12 protein-coding genes and 1 tRNA gene are annotated in these 15328 nt (G+C 65.3%); 8 read left to right on the top strand and 5 right to left on the bottom strand.

What is annotated here, in order from left to right:
* Positions 1 to 80: 80 nt before the first annotated feature.
* Complete coding sequence (locus ACT17R_RS05505; RefSeq protein WP_186402927.1) at positions 81 to 1340, top strand: dipeptidase; 1260 nt, start codon at positions 81 to 83, stop codon at positions 1338 to 1340.
* Between the two features lie 34 nt (positions 1341 to 1374).
* Here the strand turns inward: ACT17R_RS05505 and ACT17R_RS05500 are convergent, their stop codons facing one another.
* Entirely contained in the window at positions 1375 to 1767 is a 393-nt protein-coding gene (locus ACT17R_RS05500) for a DoxX family protein (RefSeq protein ID WP_444809126.1), read from the bottom strand.
* Entirely contained in the window at positions 1764 to 3056 is a 1293-nt protein-coding gene (locus tag ACT17R_RS05495; RefSeq protein ID WP_444809125.1) for an FAD-dependent oxidoreductase, read from the bottom strand. Before ACT17R_RS05495 ends, ACT17R_RS05500 begins: the two co-directional genes overlap by 4 nt.
* A gap of 175 nt (positions 3057 to 3231) precedes the next feature.
* Here ACT17R_RS05495 and ACT17R_RS05490 point away from each other — a divergent pair.
* The 5 genes from ACT17R_RS05490 (at position 3232) to ACT17R_RS05470 (ending at position 7765) form a co-directional block, all read left to right on the top strand.
* Positions 3232 to 3305: transfer RNA gene (locus ACT17R_RS05490), tRNA-Gln, on the top strand.
* Positions 3306 to 3646: 341 nt separating this feature from the next.
* The gene (gene kduI / locus ACT17R_RS05485) at positions 3647 to 4489 is read left to right on the top strand and encodes a 5-dehydro-4-deoxy-D-glucuronate isomerase (protein WP_186402928.1); all 843 of its coding nucleotides are present in this window, start codon (positions 3647 to 3649) and stop codon (positions 4487 to 4489) included.
* Positions 4489 to 5244 (top strand): 2-dehydro-3-deoxy-D-gluconate 5-dehydrogenase KduD, encoded by a 756-nt coding sequence (gene kduD / locus ACT17R_RS05480; RefSeq protein WP_062901806.1) that lies wholly within the window; start codon positions 4489 to 4491, stop codon positions 5242 to 5244. Before kduI ends, kduD begins: the two co-directional genes overlap by 1 nt.
* Before the next feature lie 9 nt (positions 5245 to 5253).
* Positions 5254 to 6264, top strand: a complete 1011-nt coding sequence (locus ACT17R_RS05475) for a sugar kinase (RefSeq protein ID WP_062901807.1) — start codon at positions 5254 to 5256, stop codon at positions 6262 to 6264.
* Between the two features lie 4 nt (positions 6265 to 6268).
* The gene (locus tag ACT17R_RS05470; RefSeq protein ID WP_238929630.1) at positions 6269 to 7765 is read left to right on the top strand and encodes a carboxylesterase/lipase family protein; all 1497 of its coding nucleotides are present in this window, start codon (positions 6269 to 6271) and stop codon (positions 7763 to 7765) included.
* A gap of 22 nt (positions 7766 to 7787) precedes the next feature.
* On the opposite strand, the gene ACT17R_RS05465 is transcribed toward ACT17R_RS05470, so the two are convergent.
* From ACT17R_RS05465 to ACT17R_RS05455, 3 genes are read right to left on the bottom strand one after another with little or no spacing between them, the layout of a single operon-like run.
* Positions 7788 to 8759, bottom strand: coding sequence for an alpha/beta hydrolase (locus tag ACT17R_RS05465; protein ID WP_062901809.1), 972 nt, complete (start codon positions 8757 to 8759; stop codon positions 7788 to 7790).
* A complete protein-coding gene (locus tag ACT17R_RS05460; protein ID WP_062901810.1) occupies positions 8760 to 9170 on the bottom strand; it encodes a cupin domain-containing protein in 411 nt (136 codons plus the stop codon).
* On the bottom strand, positions 9167 to 10483 hold the full coding sequence (locus tag ACT17R_RS05455) for a pectate lyase family protein (RefSeq protein WP_238929777.1): 1317 nt from the start codon (positions 10481 to 10483) through the stop codon (positions 9167 to 9169). Before ACT17R_RS05455 ends, ACT17R_RS05460 begins: the two co-directional genes overlap by 4 nt.
* 308 nt (positions 10484 to 10791) lie before the next feature.
* Between ACT17R_RS05455 and ACT17R_RS05450 the strand changes: the two genes are divergently transcribed.
* A complete protein-coding gene (locus ACT17R_RS05450; RefSeq protein WP_062901812.1) occupies positions 10792 to 13635 on the top strand; it encodes a TonB-dependent receptor in 2844 nt (947 codons plus the stop codon).
* A 111-nt stretch (positions 13636 to 13746) separates the two neighbouring features.
* Positions 13747 to 15327 carry a family 43 glycosylhydrolase gene (locus ACT17R_RS05445; RefSeq protein ID WP_062903117.1) on the top strand — a complete coding sequence of 527 codons (1581 nt, stop codon included), beginning with the start codon at positions 13747 to 13749 and terminating at the stop codon, positions 15325 to 15327.
* Position 15328: the final 1 nt, after the last annotated feature.

The raw sequence follows: 15328 nt of genomic DNA, 5'->3' as shown, positions 1-15328 counted from the left end.
GGGAAGCGCGACCTTGCGGTGGCGTACAGACGATAAATTTCGGCTCGATTTCCTCGCCATGCACCTTAAGGTCGCCATCTATGACGAAATCTATCCTGCTCGCCGGCCTCGCCGCGCTCGCCCTTGTCTCCACTCCCGCCGCCGCGCAGTCCTCGCCCGAGGCGGTGGCCGAGGCCGCGCTCAAGAAGGCGCCGGTCTTCGACGGGCATAATGACGTGCCCTGGGCGCTGCGCGAGCGCGCCGACAATATGATCAACGGTTTCGATTTCAACGACACCAGCCATACCGCGACGACCGATCGCATCGCGATGCACACGGACCTGATCCGATTGCGCAAGGGCCATGTCGGCGCGCAATTCTGGTCGGTCTATGTCCCGTCGAACAGCAACGAGGCGCAAGCGGTGCAGCAGACGCTGGAACAGATCGACGTGATGAAACGGCTCGTCCAGCGCTATCCGAACGACCTGATGCTCGCGACCAATTCGGCCGAGCTCGAAAAGGCGATGAAGGCGGGCAAGATCGCCGGCATGCTCGGCATGGAAGGCGGCCATTCGATCGGATCGAGCCTGGCGGTGCTGCGCGACATGTATGATCTTGGCGCGCGGTACATGACGCTGACCCACAGCCGGAACACCCCGTGGGGCGACAGCGCGACCGATGCGCCCGCGCACGACGGGCTGACCCCGTTCGGCGAACAGGTGGTGCGCGAGATGAACCGCATCGGCATGATCGTCGATCTGAGCCACACGAGCGAAGCGACGATGAAGGACGCGCTCGCCGTGGCGAAGGCGCCGGTGATGTTCAGCCACTCGGGCGCGCGCGGCGTCAACGACCATCCGCGCAATGTCCCCGACAGCGTGCTGCCGCTGGTCAAGGTGAACGGGGGGATCGTGATGGTGGTGCTGTTGCCGACCTTCCTCGATCCCCAGGTGCGCGCCTATGGCCTGTCGCGCACCGCCGAACAGGCGCGGTTGAAGGCGATGTATCCGGGCGACCCCGCCGCCGCCGACAAGGCGCTCGCCGACTGGGACAAGGCGAACCCGACGCCGACGACCGACGTCGCGAAGGTCGCCGACCATATCGATCATATCCGCAAGCTCGCCGGGATCGACCATATCGGGCTCGGCGGCGATTATGACGGAATGGATTCGGCGCCGGTCGGGATGGAGGATGTGTCGGGCTATCCCGCGTTGTTCGTCGAACTGGCGAAGCGCGGCTATTCGCAGGCCGACCTCGAAAAGATTGCGAGCGGCAACATGCTGCGCGTGCTGAAGGCGGTCGAGGCCTATGCGGCGAGCCAGAAGGGCCAGCCGCCGATCGAGACGCCAGTGGCCAAATGATTGCGCGTCGCCCCCGCGACGACGGAGGTGGCGGCTATTTCCTTTTGAACGGCCAGTCGATCGCGCCGCTCGCCCACAGCGCCCACCAGATGATGAGCGGCTGCGCGGCGAGGCGCGGGCCGTGGTACCACCAGCCAAGCGTCTGTCCGCCGATCGCGACATGCGCGAAGGCGTGATGGAAATTCGCCGGCCACACGCACAGCGCATAGAGGGCAAGGGCCCCGCCCGCCGCCTTGCGCGTCGCCGGGATCAGCAGCCCGAGCGCGCCCGCCAGTTCGGCAATGCCCGTCGCGGCGACGACCAGCGCCGGCTGCGGCACCCAGGGCGGGGTGATCGCGACGAAAGGCGCGGGGGTGGCAAGGTGACGGTAGCCCGCATAGCCATAAGCGAGCGCGAGCAGCCAGCGCAGTGCCGTGCGGACCGTCACCGCCCGATGGCTTCGATCATCGCCTCGACGCGGACGAATTTCTCGCGCGGGTTGCCTTCGAGCGCGGCGGCGACCTCCGCCGCCTCGATCTTGCGCCAGTCGCGAAAGGTGACGGGTGCGATACCGCGCCCCGCGAGCAGCGCATCGAGGCCGGGACGGCCCGCCTTGCCGCCACCGCGGCCGATATCCTCCAGCACCATTTCGGCGATGCGCGCGCCGTCGGGCTTGTTGGTGCCGATCGTCCCCGACGGCCCGCGCCGCGCCCAGCCAACGCAATAGAGGCCGGGCAGGATCCGCCCCTCGTCATTGGCGAAGCGGCCGCGACCATGTTCATAGGGGACACCCGGGATCGGCGGCGTCTGGTAACCGATGCAGCTGACGACCAGGCCCGCCTCGATCGCATAGGTTTCGCCGGTGCCATGGCTGCGCAAATCGGCATCGAGCTGCGTCCGTTCGACGACGACGCGCTGGGCGCGCGCGTCACCTTCTATCGCGACGGGCATGGCAAAGAAGTCGAAGTCGATCGTCACCGGCTTGGCAACCGGATTCGCCGCGAACTGCCGTAGATGCGTCACCGACTTGCGCATGCCGGGTTCGAGCAGCGCATCGTCGCCCTCGTCGGGCAGATCGGCCGGATCGACGCGCGGGCTGGCGCGTTCGAGGTGGCCCAGCTCGCCCAGTTCCTTCGGCGTCATCGCGATCTGGTGCGGGCCGCGGCGGCCGAGAATGTGGATGTGCCGGATATTGCTCGTCGCGAGCAGGTCGCGCGCATGGGCGACGATGTCGCTACCGGCGAATTCGGCGGGGGTCTTGGCAAGGATTCGCGCGACGTCGAGCGCGACATTGCCGTTGCCGATCACCGCGACGCCGGGGCTGTCGAGCGGCGGGTCGAGATCGGCGAAATCGGGGTGGCCATTGTACCAGCCGACGAAGGCGGCGCTGCCGATGACGCCGGGCAGATCGGCGCCGGGAATCCCCAGCGGCCGGTCATTGGGCGCCCCGGTCGCGAGCACGACAGCGTCGTAGAGCTGCGTCAGTTCGTCGATCCCGACGTCGGTGCCGACCGACACATGGCCGACGAAGCGCACATTGTCCGCCAGGGCGACGCCCTCGTACCGGCGCGACACCGCCTTGATCGACTGGTGATCGGGGGCGACGCCGGTGCGGATCAGCCCATAGGGAACGGGCAGGCGATCGATCACGTCGACGGCGATATCCTCCGCCTTCTGCAAGGTTTCGGCGGTATAATATCCGGCCGGACCCGACCCGACGATCGCGACATGACGCATCAGCCCACCTCCAAGTGCAGGACCTGCGCCGGGGCGCGGCCCCTCTGTTCTTCTGTTCTGCGCGCGATGCTAGCGGCGAATTGGATAAGGGCAAGCCGCCTGTTGCGCGAACCCGACCGGGCGGTCGCACCGGCCTTGACAGACGGCCCACGCAATCATATTGCGCGCCCCTCATTGCCCCGTCGTCTAATGGTAAGACTACGGATTCTGATTCCGTCTATTGAGGTTCGAATCCTCACGGGGCATCCATTTTCCCGCTTTAAGACGCTGGAACGCGATGCCGCAGTAGCCGGGTAAAATCGCGCGCGCAGGTCTTTCGTGATTGTAAACCGTACACGCTCGATGCGAGTCGAGCTATGGTGCGAGCGGACTCCTGCATAGGATGCCGATCTTTGAGACTTTCTCCTCGCGTTGGAGGAAGCCGAGAGGATGGTGCTGCTTGCGTATTGCGCGTCGGCGCGCTCGAACGCCGAGGGTGGTAGTCTTTCTCCGGATATGATGATGGCCGGGGCGCCTTTTTGTCATCGATTGACACCGGTTACCTTATCAACTAACCCAGCTTCAGATCAATCAGACCTGAGGATGCCGCCATGTTCGATCGCACCTATTATGCTACTCATCCCTCCATGATGGAGGAGGTGTCGAACGCGGAACTTCGCGATCGCTATCTGATCCAGGGCCTCTTCCGCGAGGGCGAATGCGTCCTCAACTACACCCACGCCGACCGCTTCGTGATCGGCGGCGTCGCCGTGGGCAGCGCGCCGGTCAAGCTGCCGACGCAGACCGAGCCGCCGTCGGTCGCGGGGCACCCGTTCCTCGAACGCCGCGAACTCGCGATCGTCAACGTCTCGTCGGTCGAAGGCACGGTCACCGTTGACGGCGAGAGCTTCACGCTCGGCAACAAGGATTGCCTCTATGTGACGATGGGTGCGAAGGACGTCGAGTTCGCGGGCGAAGGCGCGCGTTATTATCTGGCGTCGTGCCCTGCGCACAAGGCGTTCACGACGCGCAAGCTCGGCATCGCCGACGCCAATGCGCTCGACCGCGGCAGCCTCGCCGAATCGAATGAGCGCACGATTTATCAGCTCGTCATTCCGGGCGTGTGCGACAGCGCGCAGCTCGTCATGGGGCTGACCGTGCTCAAGGAAGGCAGCGTCTGGAACACGATGCCGCCGCATATCCACGAGCGCCGCAGCGAGATCTATTTCTATTTCGAGCTCGACAATGTCGATACCGACCGCGTGATGCATTTCATGGGCGAGGGCGAGGCGACGCGCCACATCGTGATGCAGAATGAGGAAGCGGTGATCTCGCCGCCCTGGTCGATCCACATGGGCGCGGGCACGAAATCCTACGCCTTCATCTGGGCGATGGCGGGCGAGAATCAGGATTATACCGACATGAACGTCCTCGACATCTGTCAGCTGTCGTAATGGCGGGCCTCTTTGACCTGTCGGGCAAGGTGGCGCTCGTCACCGGTGCCAACACGGGCATCGGGCAGGGGCTCGCGCTCGCGCTCGCCGAGGCGGGGGCGGACATCGCGGCCGCGGGCCGCTCGCCCGCGGACGAGACTGTCGGCAAGGTGCGCGGGCTGGGGCGGAGGGGCGAGAATTTCGCCGCCGACCTGTCGAGCGTCGGCGCGGTGCAGCCGCTCGTCGACGCGGTGCTCGCCGAGTTCGGGCGCATCGACATTCTCGTCAACAATGCGGGGATCATCCGCCGCGCCGATGCGGTCGATTTCACCGAGGCCGACTGGGACGCGGTGATGGACACCAATCTCAAGACGCTCTTCTTCCTCTGCCAGAGCGTCGGGCGCCACATGATCGCGCGCGGCTCGGGCAAGATCATCAACATCGCCTCGATGCTCACCTTTCAGGGCGGCATTCGCGTCCCGAGCTATACCGCCTCGAAATCGGGGGTCGGCGGGCTGACCAAGCTGCTTGCGAACGAATGGGCGGCGAAGGGTGTACAGGTCAATGCGATCGCGCCCGGCTATATCGCGACGAACAACACCGCCGCGTTACAGGGCGACGAGACGCGCAACCGCCAGATCATGGAACGCATTCCGGCGGGCCGCTGGGGCGACCCGAGCGATATCGGCGGCGCGGCCGTGTTTCTGGCGTCGAGCGCGTCGGACTATGTGCAGGGCCATATCCTCGCCGTCGACGGCGGCTGGCTCGCGCGCTAGACTCGCGCGATGGGTAGCCGTCTTGTCTTTTTCGGCGAACTGCTGATCCGCCTGACCGCGCCGGGCAACGAGCTGCTGATGCAATCGCCCTCGCTTGCGCTCCAAGTCGGGGGAGCCGAGGCGAATGTCGCGATCGGCCTCGCGCATCTTGGTCACGATTGCGCGATGGTTGGCAAAATTCCTTCGAATGCACTGGGTCGCGGTGCAGTGGCGGCGGTGCGCGGCGCAGGCGTCGATTGCACCGCCGTCACGCTTCATCCGGGGCGCATGGGGCTCTATTTCCTGAGCGTCGGCGCCGGGCTGCGCGCCTCCGAAATCGTCTATGACCGCGCGCGATCGAGTTTCGCGGAAAGCGGGGCGGAGGATTATGACTTCGACCGGCTGCTGACGGGCGCCCGGCTGCTCCACCTGTCGGGAATTACCCCGGCGCTCGGGCCGCGTTCGGCCGCGGCGGCGCTTGCGGCGGCACGCGCCGCAAGGCGGCTCGGCGTTCCCGTCAGTTTCGACGGCAATTACCGCGCGATGCTGTGGGACGCGTGGGATAGCGATCCGCGTGCGATCCTGTCCGAACTGATCGGCAGCGCCGACATATTGTTCGGCAATCACCGCGACCTCTCGCTCGTGCTGGGGCGCGAATTTTCGGGGGAGGGCGAGGATCGTCGGCGCGAAGCGGCCGAGGCTGGCTTTGCCGCTTTCCCCGCGCTCAAACTCATCGCCTCGACCGCGCGCCACATTGTGACCGCCGATCACCACCGCATCGCCGCGCGCGTCGATTTGCGCGGGGGCGCGCATCAGACCGCCGAGGTCGATGTGACCGGCATCGTCGACCGGATCGGGGCGGGCGATGCTTTTGCCGCTGGCGTATTGCACGCGCACCTGAAGGGCGCCGACGTCAAGGCGATGGCCGAAACCGGCCTTGCGCTCACCTGCCTCAAACATTCGCTGCCGGGCGATGCCAGCCGGTTTGGTGAAACCGATATCGATGCCTTCCACGGCGGCGGACTCGATGTCCGGCGCTGAGAGGATGAGTCGTCGCGCGTTGCTGGGCGGCGCGGCGGGGCTGCTGGTCGTGGCCGCATCGCCAACGGCCCGCGCTACGCCCGTGCATGCTGTCATCGACGCCCCCGACGGGGAATATCGCAGTCTGGGCTGGGGAGAAGACGAGGTTGCCCCAATCCTAGCCTATCCCGGGATCCGTTATGCCCGCGCGGCGCGCTTTCGTGCGCCCGTTCCCGTCCTCCACGCCGAACAGCAGGATAGCGGCTTCGGCCCTGCCTGTCCCCAGACCGGCGATCGTTACCAGCCGCAATCTGAAGACTGCCTTTTCCTGAATGTCTGGACACCCGCGCTCGACGAGAAGCGCAAGCGCCCCGTCCTGGTCTATTTCCACGGCGGTGCCTATTCGACCGGCAGCGTCACCGACCCGATCAACGACGGCGCAAATCTGGCGGCGCGCGGCGATGTCGTCGTCGTTACCGTCAACCACCGGCTGAACGCGCTCGGCTATCTCTATCTCGCGCGACTCGACCCGCGCTTTCCCGACAGCGGCAATGCCGGGCAGCTCGACCTGATCGTCGCGCTGCAATGGATCCGGCGCAATATTGCGGCCTTCGGTGGCGATCCGGGCAATGTCACCGTCTTTGGCCAGTCGGGCGGCGGCGCGAAGATCGCGACGCTGATGGCGATGCCCGAAGCGAAGGGGCTGTTCCACAAAGCGATCACGATGAGCGGGCAGCAGGTCACTGCGTCGGGGCCGCTCAACGCGACAAAGCGCGCCGAAGCCTTTCTCGCCAGGCTCGGCCCCGGCGTCGATCCCGCGACCGCGCCGGTCGAACAGTTGATCGCCGCGCTGTCGGCGACCGATCCGGTCCTTGGCGGCGGCCTCTATATGGGGCCGGTGCTCGACATGACGCATCTGATGCGCCACCCCTTCTGGCCCGACGCGCCGGCGCAGTCGCTGGATATTCCGATGATGCTCGGCAATGTCGTGATGGAAACACGCGCCTTTTATGCGCCCGACAAGCCGCCACTTGCGGGGCTGACGATGGACAATCTGGCCGCCCGGATCGCGCCGCAGATGCGGATCGACATCTTGCCCGAATGGGTCGTGAGCGAATTTCGTGCCCGTTATCCGCAGGCGGAGGTGACCGAATTGTTCCACCGCATCGTCACCGCAGCGCGGAGCTGGCGCGGGCAGGTCGAGGAGGCCGAGGCGCGCGCCCGCGCCGGCGCGCCGGCCTTCGTCTATCAGCTCGATTTCGAGCAGGCGAAGCATACCGATGACATCGGGCTCAGCTTCGGCACCATATCCGATCCCACGCCGGCACAGCGGGCGATGAGCGACGTGGTGATGGGCGCCTTCGTGCGCTTTGCGCGCACCGGCAACCCGGGCTGGTCCGCCTATACACTGGCGCAGCGTGAGACGATGATCTTCGACACCGTGAGCCGCGTCGAAAACGATCCCCGGCGATGGGAGCGCGAGCTGTTCGCGCGTGTCCCCTATATTCAGCCCGGAACCTGATTCGGCCTGCAGCGTCGATGGATCAGACGATCTGTCGCCCCTTCAACCAGCCCCACAGCAATTCGGGCCAGATGGCGACGGGCAGGCCCGCCGTTTTCAGCAGGCCGAAGCCATGCTCGCCCTCGGCGAAATAATGTGCCTCGCACGACACGCCGACGCGCCGCGTTGCCGCCTGCAGACGCAGGCTGTTGTCGATCTTCACGACGCTGTCGTCCTCGGCGTGGAGCAGCCACAGCGGCGGCATGTCGGCGCGTGTGTTGCGCTCGGGCGAATAAAGCGCCTCGCGCGCCGCGTCGGGATGCGCGCCGATCAGCTTTTCGCGGCTGACCGCATGCGCGATTGCCGGGTCCATCGACACGACCGGATAAATGGCGGCGAGCGCGTCGGGGCGCGCTGACAGCGTATCGGCCCCATCGAGCGGTGCATAGACCTGCGCATCGAAGCGCGTCAGCAGACTTGTTGCGACCTGCCCGCCCGCGGAAAACCCGCCGAAAGCGACGCGTGCCGGATCGATGCCGTCGAGCGCAGCGCGGCGGCGCACGACCCGCATCGCCCGCTGCGCATCGGCGAGCGGAACGTCGGACCCGTTCGTCCAGCCGTCGCCGGGCAGGCGATAGAAGAGCACATAGACCGTCACGCCGCGCGCCTTCAGCCAGCGCGCCAGCTCATAGCCTTCCTTGTCGATCACGACGTAGCGATAGCCGCCGCCGGGCGCGAGGATGACCGCGGCGCCATTGGGTTTGTCGGGCCGGAAAATGTCGAGCCGCGGCCGCGTAATGTGCTGAAGCATCCGGTCACTGGCGTCGGGATCGTCGCTGCGCTGGACAATCTCTTCGGAAAGGCCCGGCGGCGGCTTGATATGCCCGCCCGGCCACAGCGGGATGCTGGCGTCGGGGACAAGGCCGGCGGGCCGCGTCCATACTTCTCCGGCTGCGGCGCCCGCAAAGGGCAGCGCAAGGCTGGCGGCCATCAGTTCGCGGCGACCGAGCACCATCTACGGTGCCTCCGGTTTCGGATCGGCGTCTGGATAAGCGATGATGAGCACCAAGGCCTCGTCGCCGGTCTGGCGGATGCCGACGCGGGCGCCCCGATAGAGCCACGCCGCCATCCCCGGCTTCAGCGCCTGTTCCTCGCCGTCCGAATGGACGATGCCGGTCCCCGAGACGACATAATAGATTTCGTCATGGTCGATCGGGTGGATGCCGATCGCCGCACCCGCGTGCAGCGCGCGCTTGCGAAATTCGAAACTGCGCGGGGCGGGGACGGCGTCGCTGATCCGCCACGCGGTCGACTGGCCGATGGCGCCGTGCGGCGGCGGCTCTTCCCGAATCGTCGCGGCCTCGTCGATGACCACCATCGCCGGTGCCGCGCTTCCGGCGAGCAGCAGCGCGAGCAGCGGCGTCATTTGACGCCGCCGCGCGAATCGAGGTCGCGCGCCGACAGATGTTCTTGCGGCATGGGGGTGGTCTGGCCCGGATAAGTGCCCGATTTGGGTTCCATCGTCGCCAGATCCCAATCCTTCTCTACGAAGGGCGCGCGTACGGGTTCGGTCACCTTCGGATAGGCGCTGACCTGCTTTTCGTCGTCGATGATGTCGCCGCGTCCTTCGGCGACGAAGAACAGGATGCGGATCTCTTCGGCATCGCGCGCCCAGGGCCGCGCGCCTGCGGTCGCCAGAACCGACGTTTCGACATCGTGGACCGGCAGGATTTTGTACCCATCGGTGGGCGCAAGCGGGGCCTCCGAGCGGATAAGCTGCGCGCGGGTTTCGCCATAGCGGCCGAATTCGGGCAGCGCGTTGCCGTGCCGGTCGACCGCAATATTGTCGCGGCCATAGAAGCGCAGGTCGCCATCGCCGCCGAGCATCAGAAAGGGCAGCCCCTCGTCGGTATGATTGCCGCCGCGCATGACATTGCCGATCGCGGTGATCTCGCCCGTCACATAGTCGTGGCCGACCCATTCGAGATTCATCAGATTATAGTGCACCGCGCGGTGGCCCGGATCGTAGATCAGATTGTTGATCATCAGCGCCTGCGCGCCGCCCTTGATCAGCGGATTGCGTTCGACATTGTGCGCCCAGACATTGCGATAGAAGACGATGCCCGTGGTGTTGTCATGGATCAGCGACCCCTTGCTATGCTCGCCCTTGGGGTGGCTGGCGTCGGCCAGCCCCTCGGCCGCCAGATTGTTCGAAAAGGTCACATTGCGGCTGGTCCCGTCGCGCCATTCGGCGACCGTCGCGCCCTTGAAGCGCGGACCTGATGCCGACATATTTTCGTCGAGCGCCCACAAAAAGGTGCAATGATCGACCACGACATCGTGCGCGGCGACCGTCGAGAAGGCATCGGCTTCCCAGCCGCTGCGCTTCGGCTGCCCGTCAACGCCGGTATAGATGCGCAGGTGGCGCAGCACGACATCATGCGCTTTCACGTCGATGCCGCCGCGAATGATCGTGATGCCGGGTCCGGGGGCCGTCTGGCCGGCAATCGTCAGATAGGGCTGGTCGATGGTCAGGGTACTGCGGCCGAGGTCGATCACGCCGCCGACCTCGAACACGACGATTCGCGGACCCGGCGTTTCGATCGCGGCCTTCAGCGACCCCGGACCGTCGGGGGCGAGCGTCGTGACGCGAAGGATTTTTCCGCTGCGTCCTCCCGGAGTCGCGGCGGCCGGTCCGACCGCGCCGGGGAAGGCGATTGCCTGCGCCTGAGCCGCCATCGCGGCGCCTCCGGGTACGGCCGCAGCCAGAAACAGCGCGGCAATCCACAGTTTTTTCGACATGGCATCTCTCCTTCGCATTGGGTCTTGACATAGACCGCTGCTTGCTTCAATCATTTTTGACACCGGTTACCTAAACCGGTCAAGAACATATTTTGGGGAGAGGGCGCTTGGGCCGACCGCAATGACGGCGGCCAATCCGCAACTCTCTATCGCAGGGGACGTGCAGTCGATCCGATTTTGCACTTCGACGAAAGTAACCGGTGTCATTCCTTGCCAAAGGCAGGAATGCGCTGCGAAAAGGGAGGATGACGATGGCTTTTCATAACGCGCGGGGTGGCCGCACTCTGGTCAGGCTGGCTTCGGGGGTTTCGCTTGCGGTGCTGGTCGCGACGCCGGCCTGGGCGCAGGACGCAGCAGATGCGGGCGCTGCCGACGATGCGGCAAGCAACGAGATTGTCGTGACCGGTTTTCGCCAGTCGCTGCAGGCCGCGCTCAACGTCAAGCGCGACTCGGTGGCGGCGGTCGACGCGATCGTGGCCGAAGACATCGCCAAATTTCCCGATCAGAATCTTGCAGAATCGCTTCAGCGCATTCCCGGCATCTCGATCCAGCGCGACGGCGGCGAAGGGCGCGCAATCACCGTGCGCGGTCTGGGCGCCCAATTCACCCGCGTTCGGCTGAACGGCCTGGAAACCGTCGCAACCTCGACCGACGGCGCCTCGGCCAATCGCGATCGCGCCTTCGACTTCAATGTCTTCGCATCGGAGCTTTTCAGCAGCATCGTCGTCCACAAGACCGCCGAAGCCTCGCTCGACGAAGGCTCGCTCGGCGCGGTGGTTGATCTCAACACCGGCAATCCGCTCGGCGGCAAGGCCGGGCTGCACGGCGCGCTGTCGGTCGTCGGTTCCTACAACGACCTGTCGAAGGATCTGGGGCCGCGTGTCGCCGGGCTGCTCAGCTGGCGCAACGATGCGGGCACCTTTGGCGCCTCGGTTTCCGCAGCCTATTCGAAGGGCAATACGCTTGAACTCGGCAACAATAGCGTGCGTTGGGCGCAGGCGCGTTTTGACTCGGTCGATGGTACCAATTGCTGGACGGCCCCGAACAGCGGCGGCACCTATGTCTCTGGTGCAGCGTGCGACGCGGCGGCTCTCGCATTTCATCCGCGCATCCCGCGCTATGGCGAGATCGAACACCGCCGCGAACGCCTCGGCCTGACCGGTTCGATCCAGTTCGAACCGACCGAAAGCACCCGGATTTCGCTCGACGCCCTCTATTCGCGCTTCCGCGAAGATCGCGAGGAAAAATGGGGTGAAGTGCTGCTGCGTTCGAATGAGCGGTCGATCAACGTCGTCGATCCCGTCTATGACTCGAACGGCAACATGATCTCGGCGACGCTCAACGATGCGTGGGTGCGCACCGAACATTATCTGCGCCAGTCGAAGACGAGCTTCTATCAGTTCGGCGGAAGCTGGGACCAGGATGTTTCGGACCGTTTCCGCTTCACCGTTCTGGGCGGCCTGTCGAAGTCTGACGCCGACATTCCCGTCGAAACGACCGTCGTGTTCGACGACCGCGATGCGCAGGGCTATTCCTACGACTACAGCGACATGAAGCACCCGGTGCTCACCTTCGGCACCAGCGTAACCGATCCGGCGAATTTCCAGCTCGCCGAAATTCGCGATCGTCCCTCGAACGTCACCAACCGCTTCAAGACCGCCCAGCTCCGTACCGAATGGGACGTGACCGACGGTTTTCAGGTCAAGGCCGGCGCGATGTGGCGCCGCTTCAACTTCGATGCGGTCGCCTTCACCCGCGACACGGCGGTTTGCGGCAACGGCGGGGTCGACCGCGTTCTGGGTACGTTGACCTGCTCGGCGTCGGGAGTCTTTGGGCCGACTGCCGTCTACGGCTTTCCGGTCACCTCGCAGCTTGCCGAACTGTTCACGCTCGGCAAGGCGGGTCAGCCGGCGGGAACGACGACCCAGTGGCTTATCCCGTCCTTCCCTGCGGCCACGGACTTCACCCAGCTTTACAGCCGCACCGCCAATCCGGACACGGGCAATACGCGTGCGGTCCAGGAAACCGTATCGGGCGGCTATATCGAGTTCGATGCCAAGGGCGAATTGTTCGGGCTCGAATATGCGGGCAATGCCGGCATCCGCTATGCGCATACGGCGCAATCGTCGACCGGCGTCCTGTCGGGAACCACCGTCACGGTCGATCGCACCTATGACGACTGGCTGCCGTCGTTCAACGTGGCGCTCTACCCGAGCCGCGACGTGATTATCCGCGGTGCGATCGCCAAGGTCATCACGCGTCCGACCCTCGGCAATCTGACGCCAGGCGGCTCGATCGACGGCTTCAACTACAAGATCAGCTATGGCAACCCGCAGCTCGATCCCTATCGGGCGACCAATTTCGACCTTGGTGTCGAATGGTATTTCGCGCCGCAGGCGGTTCTGTCGATCGCCGGTTTCGTGAAGAAGGTTGAAAGCTTCCCGATCAGCCAGGCCTTCAGCGCCAGCTTTGCATCCACCGGCCTGCCGAAGGACGCGATCCCGCCGAGTTCGCCGGCTTTCCTCAATTTCGATCCCAATCAGATCTATACGATCACTGCCAACGTTAACGGGGCCGGGGCCACGCTGAAAGGCGTCGAACTCGCTGCGCAGGTTCCGTTCAGCGCCTTCACCAGCGGTGGTTTCATCAGCCACTTCGGGGTGCTTGCGAACGCGACCTTCATCAGTTCGGACGCAGATTATAATGTTCAGGGGCCGGCGGTGGTCCCGGGTGGGGCGCTGGTCAATGCGGTGCGCTCGGCGACGCTCTTTGGCGTGTCGAAGCGCGCCTACAACGGCACGCTCTATTACGACGACGGCGCCTTCAGCGCGCGCGTGTCGGCCAGCTATCGCAGCCGCTACATCGATGCGAACAGCGGCACCGGCAACGTCTTCGAAGGCTATGGCGCGACGTGGAACATGGACGCCTCGATCCGGTACAAGTTGACCGATTGGGTCGAACTGTCGGTCGAGGGCAATAATCTGCTCGACACCTATCGCTATCGCTACACCGATTTCGATGCTGACCGGAATTACGAGAATAATCATTTTGGCCGCACCATCCTGTTCGGGGCGCGCTTCAAGATGTGATCCATCAGAATTAGTCCCGGAAATAGGCCCGGTCTTCGCGCGCGAGGGCCGGGCCTTTTTCTTTGGCGCAAGAGGAGGACGCCTGTGACCGATCGCCGCGACCTGTTCAAAATGGCTGGCGCCGGCCTGCTGGCGGCCGGGCTCGGTCCGGCGCCGGGCAAGGCGCGGGCCATGTCGGCTCCCGCGGACCCGGCATCGGAGCCGCAATGGGGGCGGGGTGCCGATGGGCAGCGCCGCGCCGATTGCGGCGACGGCCGCTTCCTCAACCCGATCATGGCCGGTGATCATCCCGATCCGTCGATCCTCAAGGACGGCGACGACTATTACATGACCTTTTCAACCTTCGATTCCTATCCCGGCCTGGTCATCTGGCATTCGCGCGATCTGGTGAACTGGCGCTCCGTCGCCCCGGCGCTCACCCGCAATATCGGATCGGTCTGGGCGCCCGAGCTGTGCAAGCATGACGGCCGTTATTTTCTCTACATTCCGACCAAGGGACCGAACACGAGCTGGGTGATCTGGGCCGACCACATCGAGGGTCCGTGGAGCGATCCCGTCGACCTCGACCTGCCCGATCATATCGACCCCGGGCATGCCGTCGGCGAGGATGGTTCGCGCTGGCTGTTCCTGTCGGGCGGCGACCGCGTGCGGCTGTCGGACGATGGCTTGTCGCGGATAGGCGAACCCGAGCATGTCTATGATCCCTGGCGCTACCCCGCCGACTGGGTCGTCGAAGGATTTTCGCCCGAGGGGCCAAAGATCGTGCGCCGCGAGGGCTATTTCTATCTGATCACCGCGGTGGGCGGCACCGCGGGACCGCCCACCGGCCATATGGTCATCGCGGCGCGCGCCCTCTCGATCCACGGGCCATGGGAAAACTGCCCTGCCAATCCGATCGTCCGCACCGTTTCGCGCGACGAGGCTTGGTGGTCGCGCGGCCATGCGACGCTTGTGGAAGGTCCGTCGGGCGATTGGTGGAGCGTCTATCACGGCTATGAGAAGGACTTCTGGACGCTGGGGCGCCAGACGCTGCTCGATCCTGTCGAATGGACCACCGACGGCTGGCCGCGGATGACAGGGGGCGACCTGTCGCGGCCGCTCGCGAAGCCGCTTGGCGGCGTTGCCGGTCTGCATGGCATGGCGCTGTCGGACGATTTCACGTCGCTGGCGCTCGGCGCAAAATGGAATTTCTTCAAGCCCGCACGCGACGAGCGCGCGCGTGCCGCCGTTGCGGACGGCGCGCTGCACCTTGCGGCGCGCGGGCGGGCGCCGTCCGATTCATCGCCGCTGCTCCTAATCGCGGGCGACCGGTCCTACCGCTTCGAATGCGATATCGATATCGACTCTGGCGTGACGGCGGGCCTGATCCTCTTTTACGACGAGCGTCTCTATTGCGGACTGGGTTTCGATGCCGACCGCTTCGTGACGCATCAATATGGGATCGAACGGGCTCAGCCCGTCAATCCGCATGGCTGCCGGATGCGCCTACGGGTTACCAACGATGCGCATATCGTCACCTTCGACACCAGCGGCGATGGTGGCGAAAGCTGGACCCGCTTCGATCGCGGGATGGAGGTGTCAGGTTATCACCACAATGTCCGCGGCGGCTTTCTGATGCTGCGCCCGGGGCTGTACGCAGCGGGGTCGGGGCAGGCGCGTTTCCGGAATTTCCGCTTCTCGGCGCTGAGCTGAC

The sequence above is a fragment of the Sphingopyxis sp. Q841 genome, from assembly GCF_052384365.1.
Classification (GTDB): domain Bacteria; phylum Pseudomonadota; class Alphaproteobacteria; order Sphingomonadales; family Sphingomonadaceae; genus Sphingopyxis; species Sphingopyxis terrae_A.
This window is presented reverse-complemented; position numbering and strand designations above follow the sequence as displayed.

What these genes read in the sequence shown, in the direction of transcription:
- ACT17R_RS05505 (WP_186402927.1), top strand. Translation starts at nt 81, where the DNA reads ATGACGAAATCTATCCTGCTCGCCGGCCTCGCCGCGCTCGCCCTTGTC.
- ACT17R_RS05495 (WP_444809125.1), bottom strand. Translation starts at nt 3,056, where the DNA reads ATGCGTCATGTCGCGATCGTCGGGTCGGGTCCGGCCGGATATTATACC.
- kduI (WP_186402928.1), top strand. Translation starts at nt 3,647, where the DNA reads ATGTTCGATCGCACCTATTATGCTACTCATCCCTCCATGATGGAGGAG.
- kduD (WP_062901806.1), top strand. Translation starts at nt 4,489, where the DNA reads ATGGCGGGCCTCTTTGACCTGTCGGGCAAGGTGGCGCTCGTCACCGGT.
- ACT17R_RS05475 (WP_062901807.1), top strand. Translation starts at nt 5,254, where the DNA reads ATGGGTAGCCGTCTTGTCTTTTTCGGCGAACTGCTGATCCGCCTGACC.
- ACT17R_RS05470 (WP_238929630.1), top strand. Translation starts at nt 6,269, where the DNA reads ATGAGTCGTCGCGCGTTGCTGGGCGGCGCGGCGGGGCTGCTGGTCGTG.
- ACT17R_RS05465 (WP_062901809.1), bottom strand. Translation starts at nt 8,759, where the DNA reads ATGGTGCTCGGTCGCCGCGAACTGATGGCCGCCAGCCTTGCGCTGCCC.
- ACT17R_RS05460 (WP_062901810.1), bottom strand. Translation starts at nt 9,170, where the DNA reads ATGACGCCGCTGCTCGCGCTGCTGCTCGCCGGAAGCGCGGCACCGGCG.
- ACT17R_RS05455 (WP_238929777.1), bottom strand. Translation starts at nt 10,483, where the DNA reads ATGGCGGCTCAGGCGCAGGCAATCGCCTTCCCCGGCGCGGTCGGACCG.
- ACT17R_RS05450 (WP_062901812.1), top strand. Translation starts at nt 10,792, where the DNA reads ATGACGATGGCTTTTCATAACGCGCGGGGTGGCCGCACTCTGGTCAGG.
- ACT17R_RS05445 (WP_062903117.1), top strand. Translation starts at nt 13,747, where the DNA reads ATGGCTGGCGCCGGCCTGCTGGCGGCCGGGCTCGGTCCGGCGCCGGGC.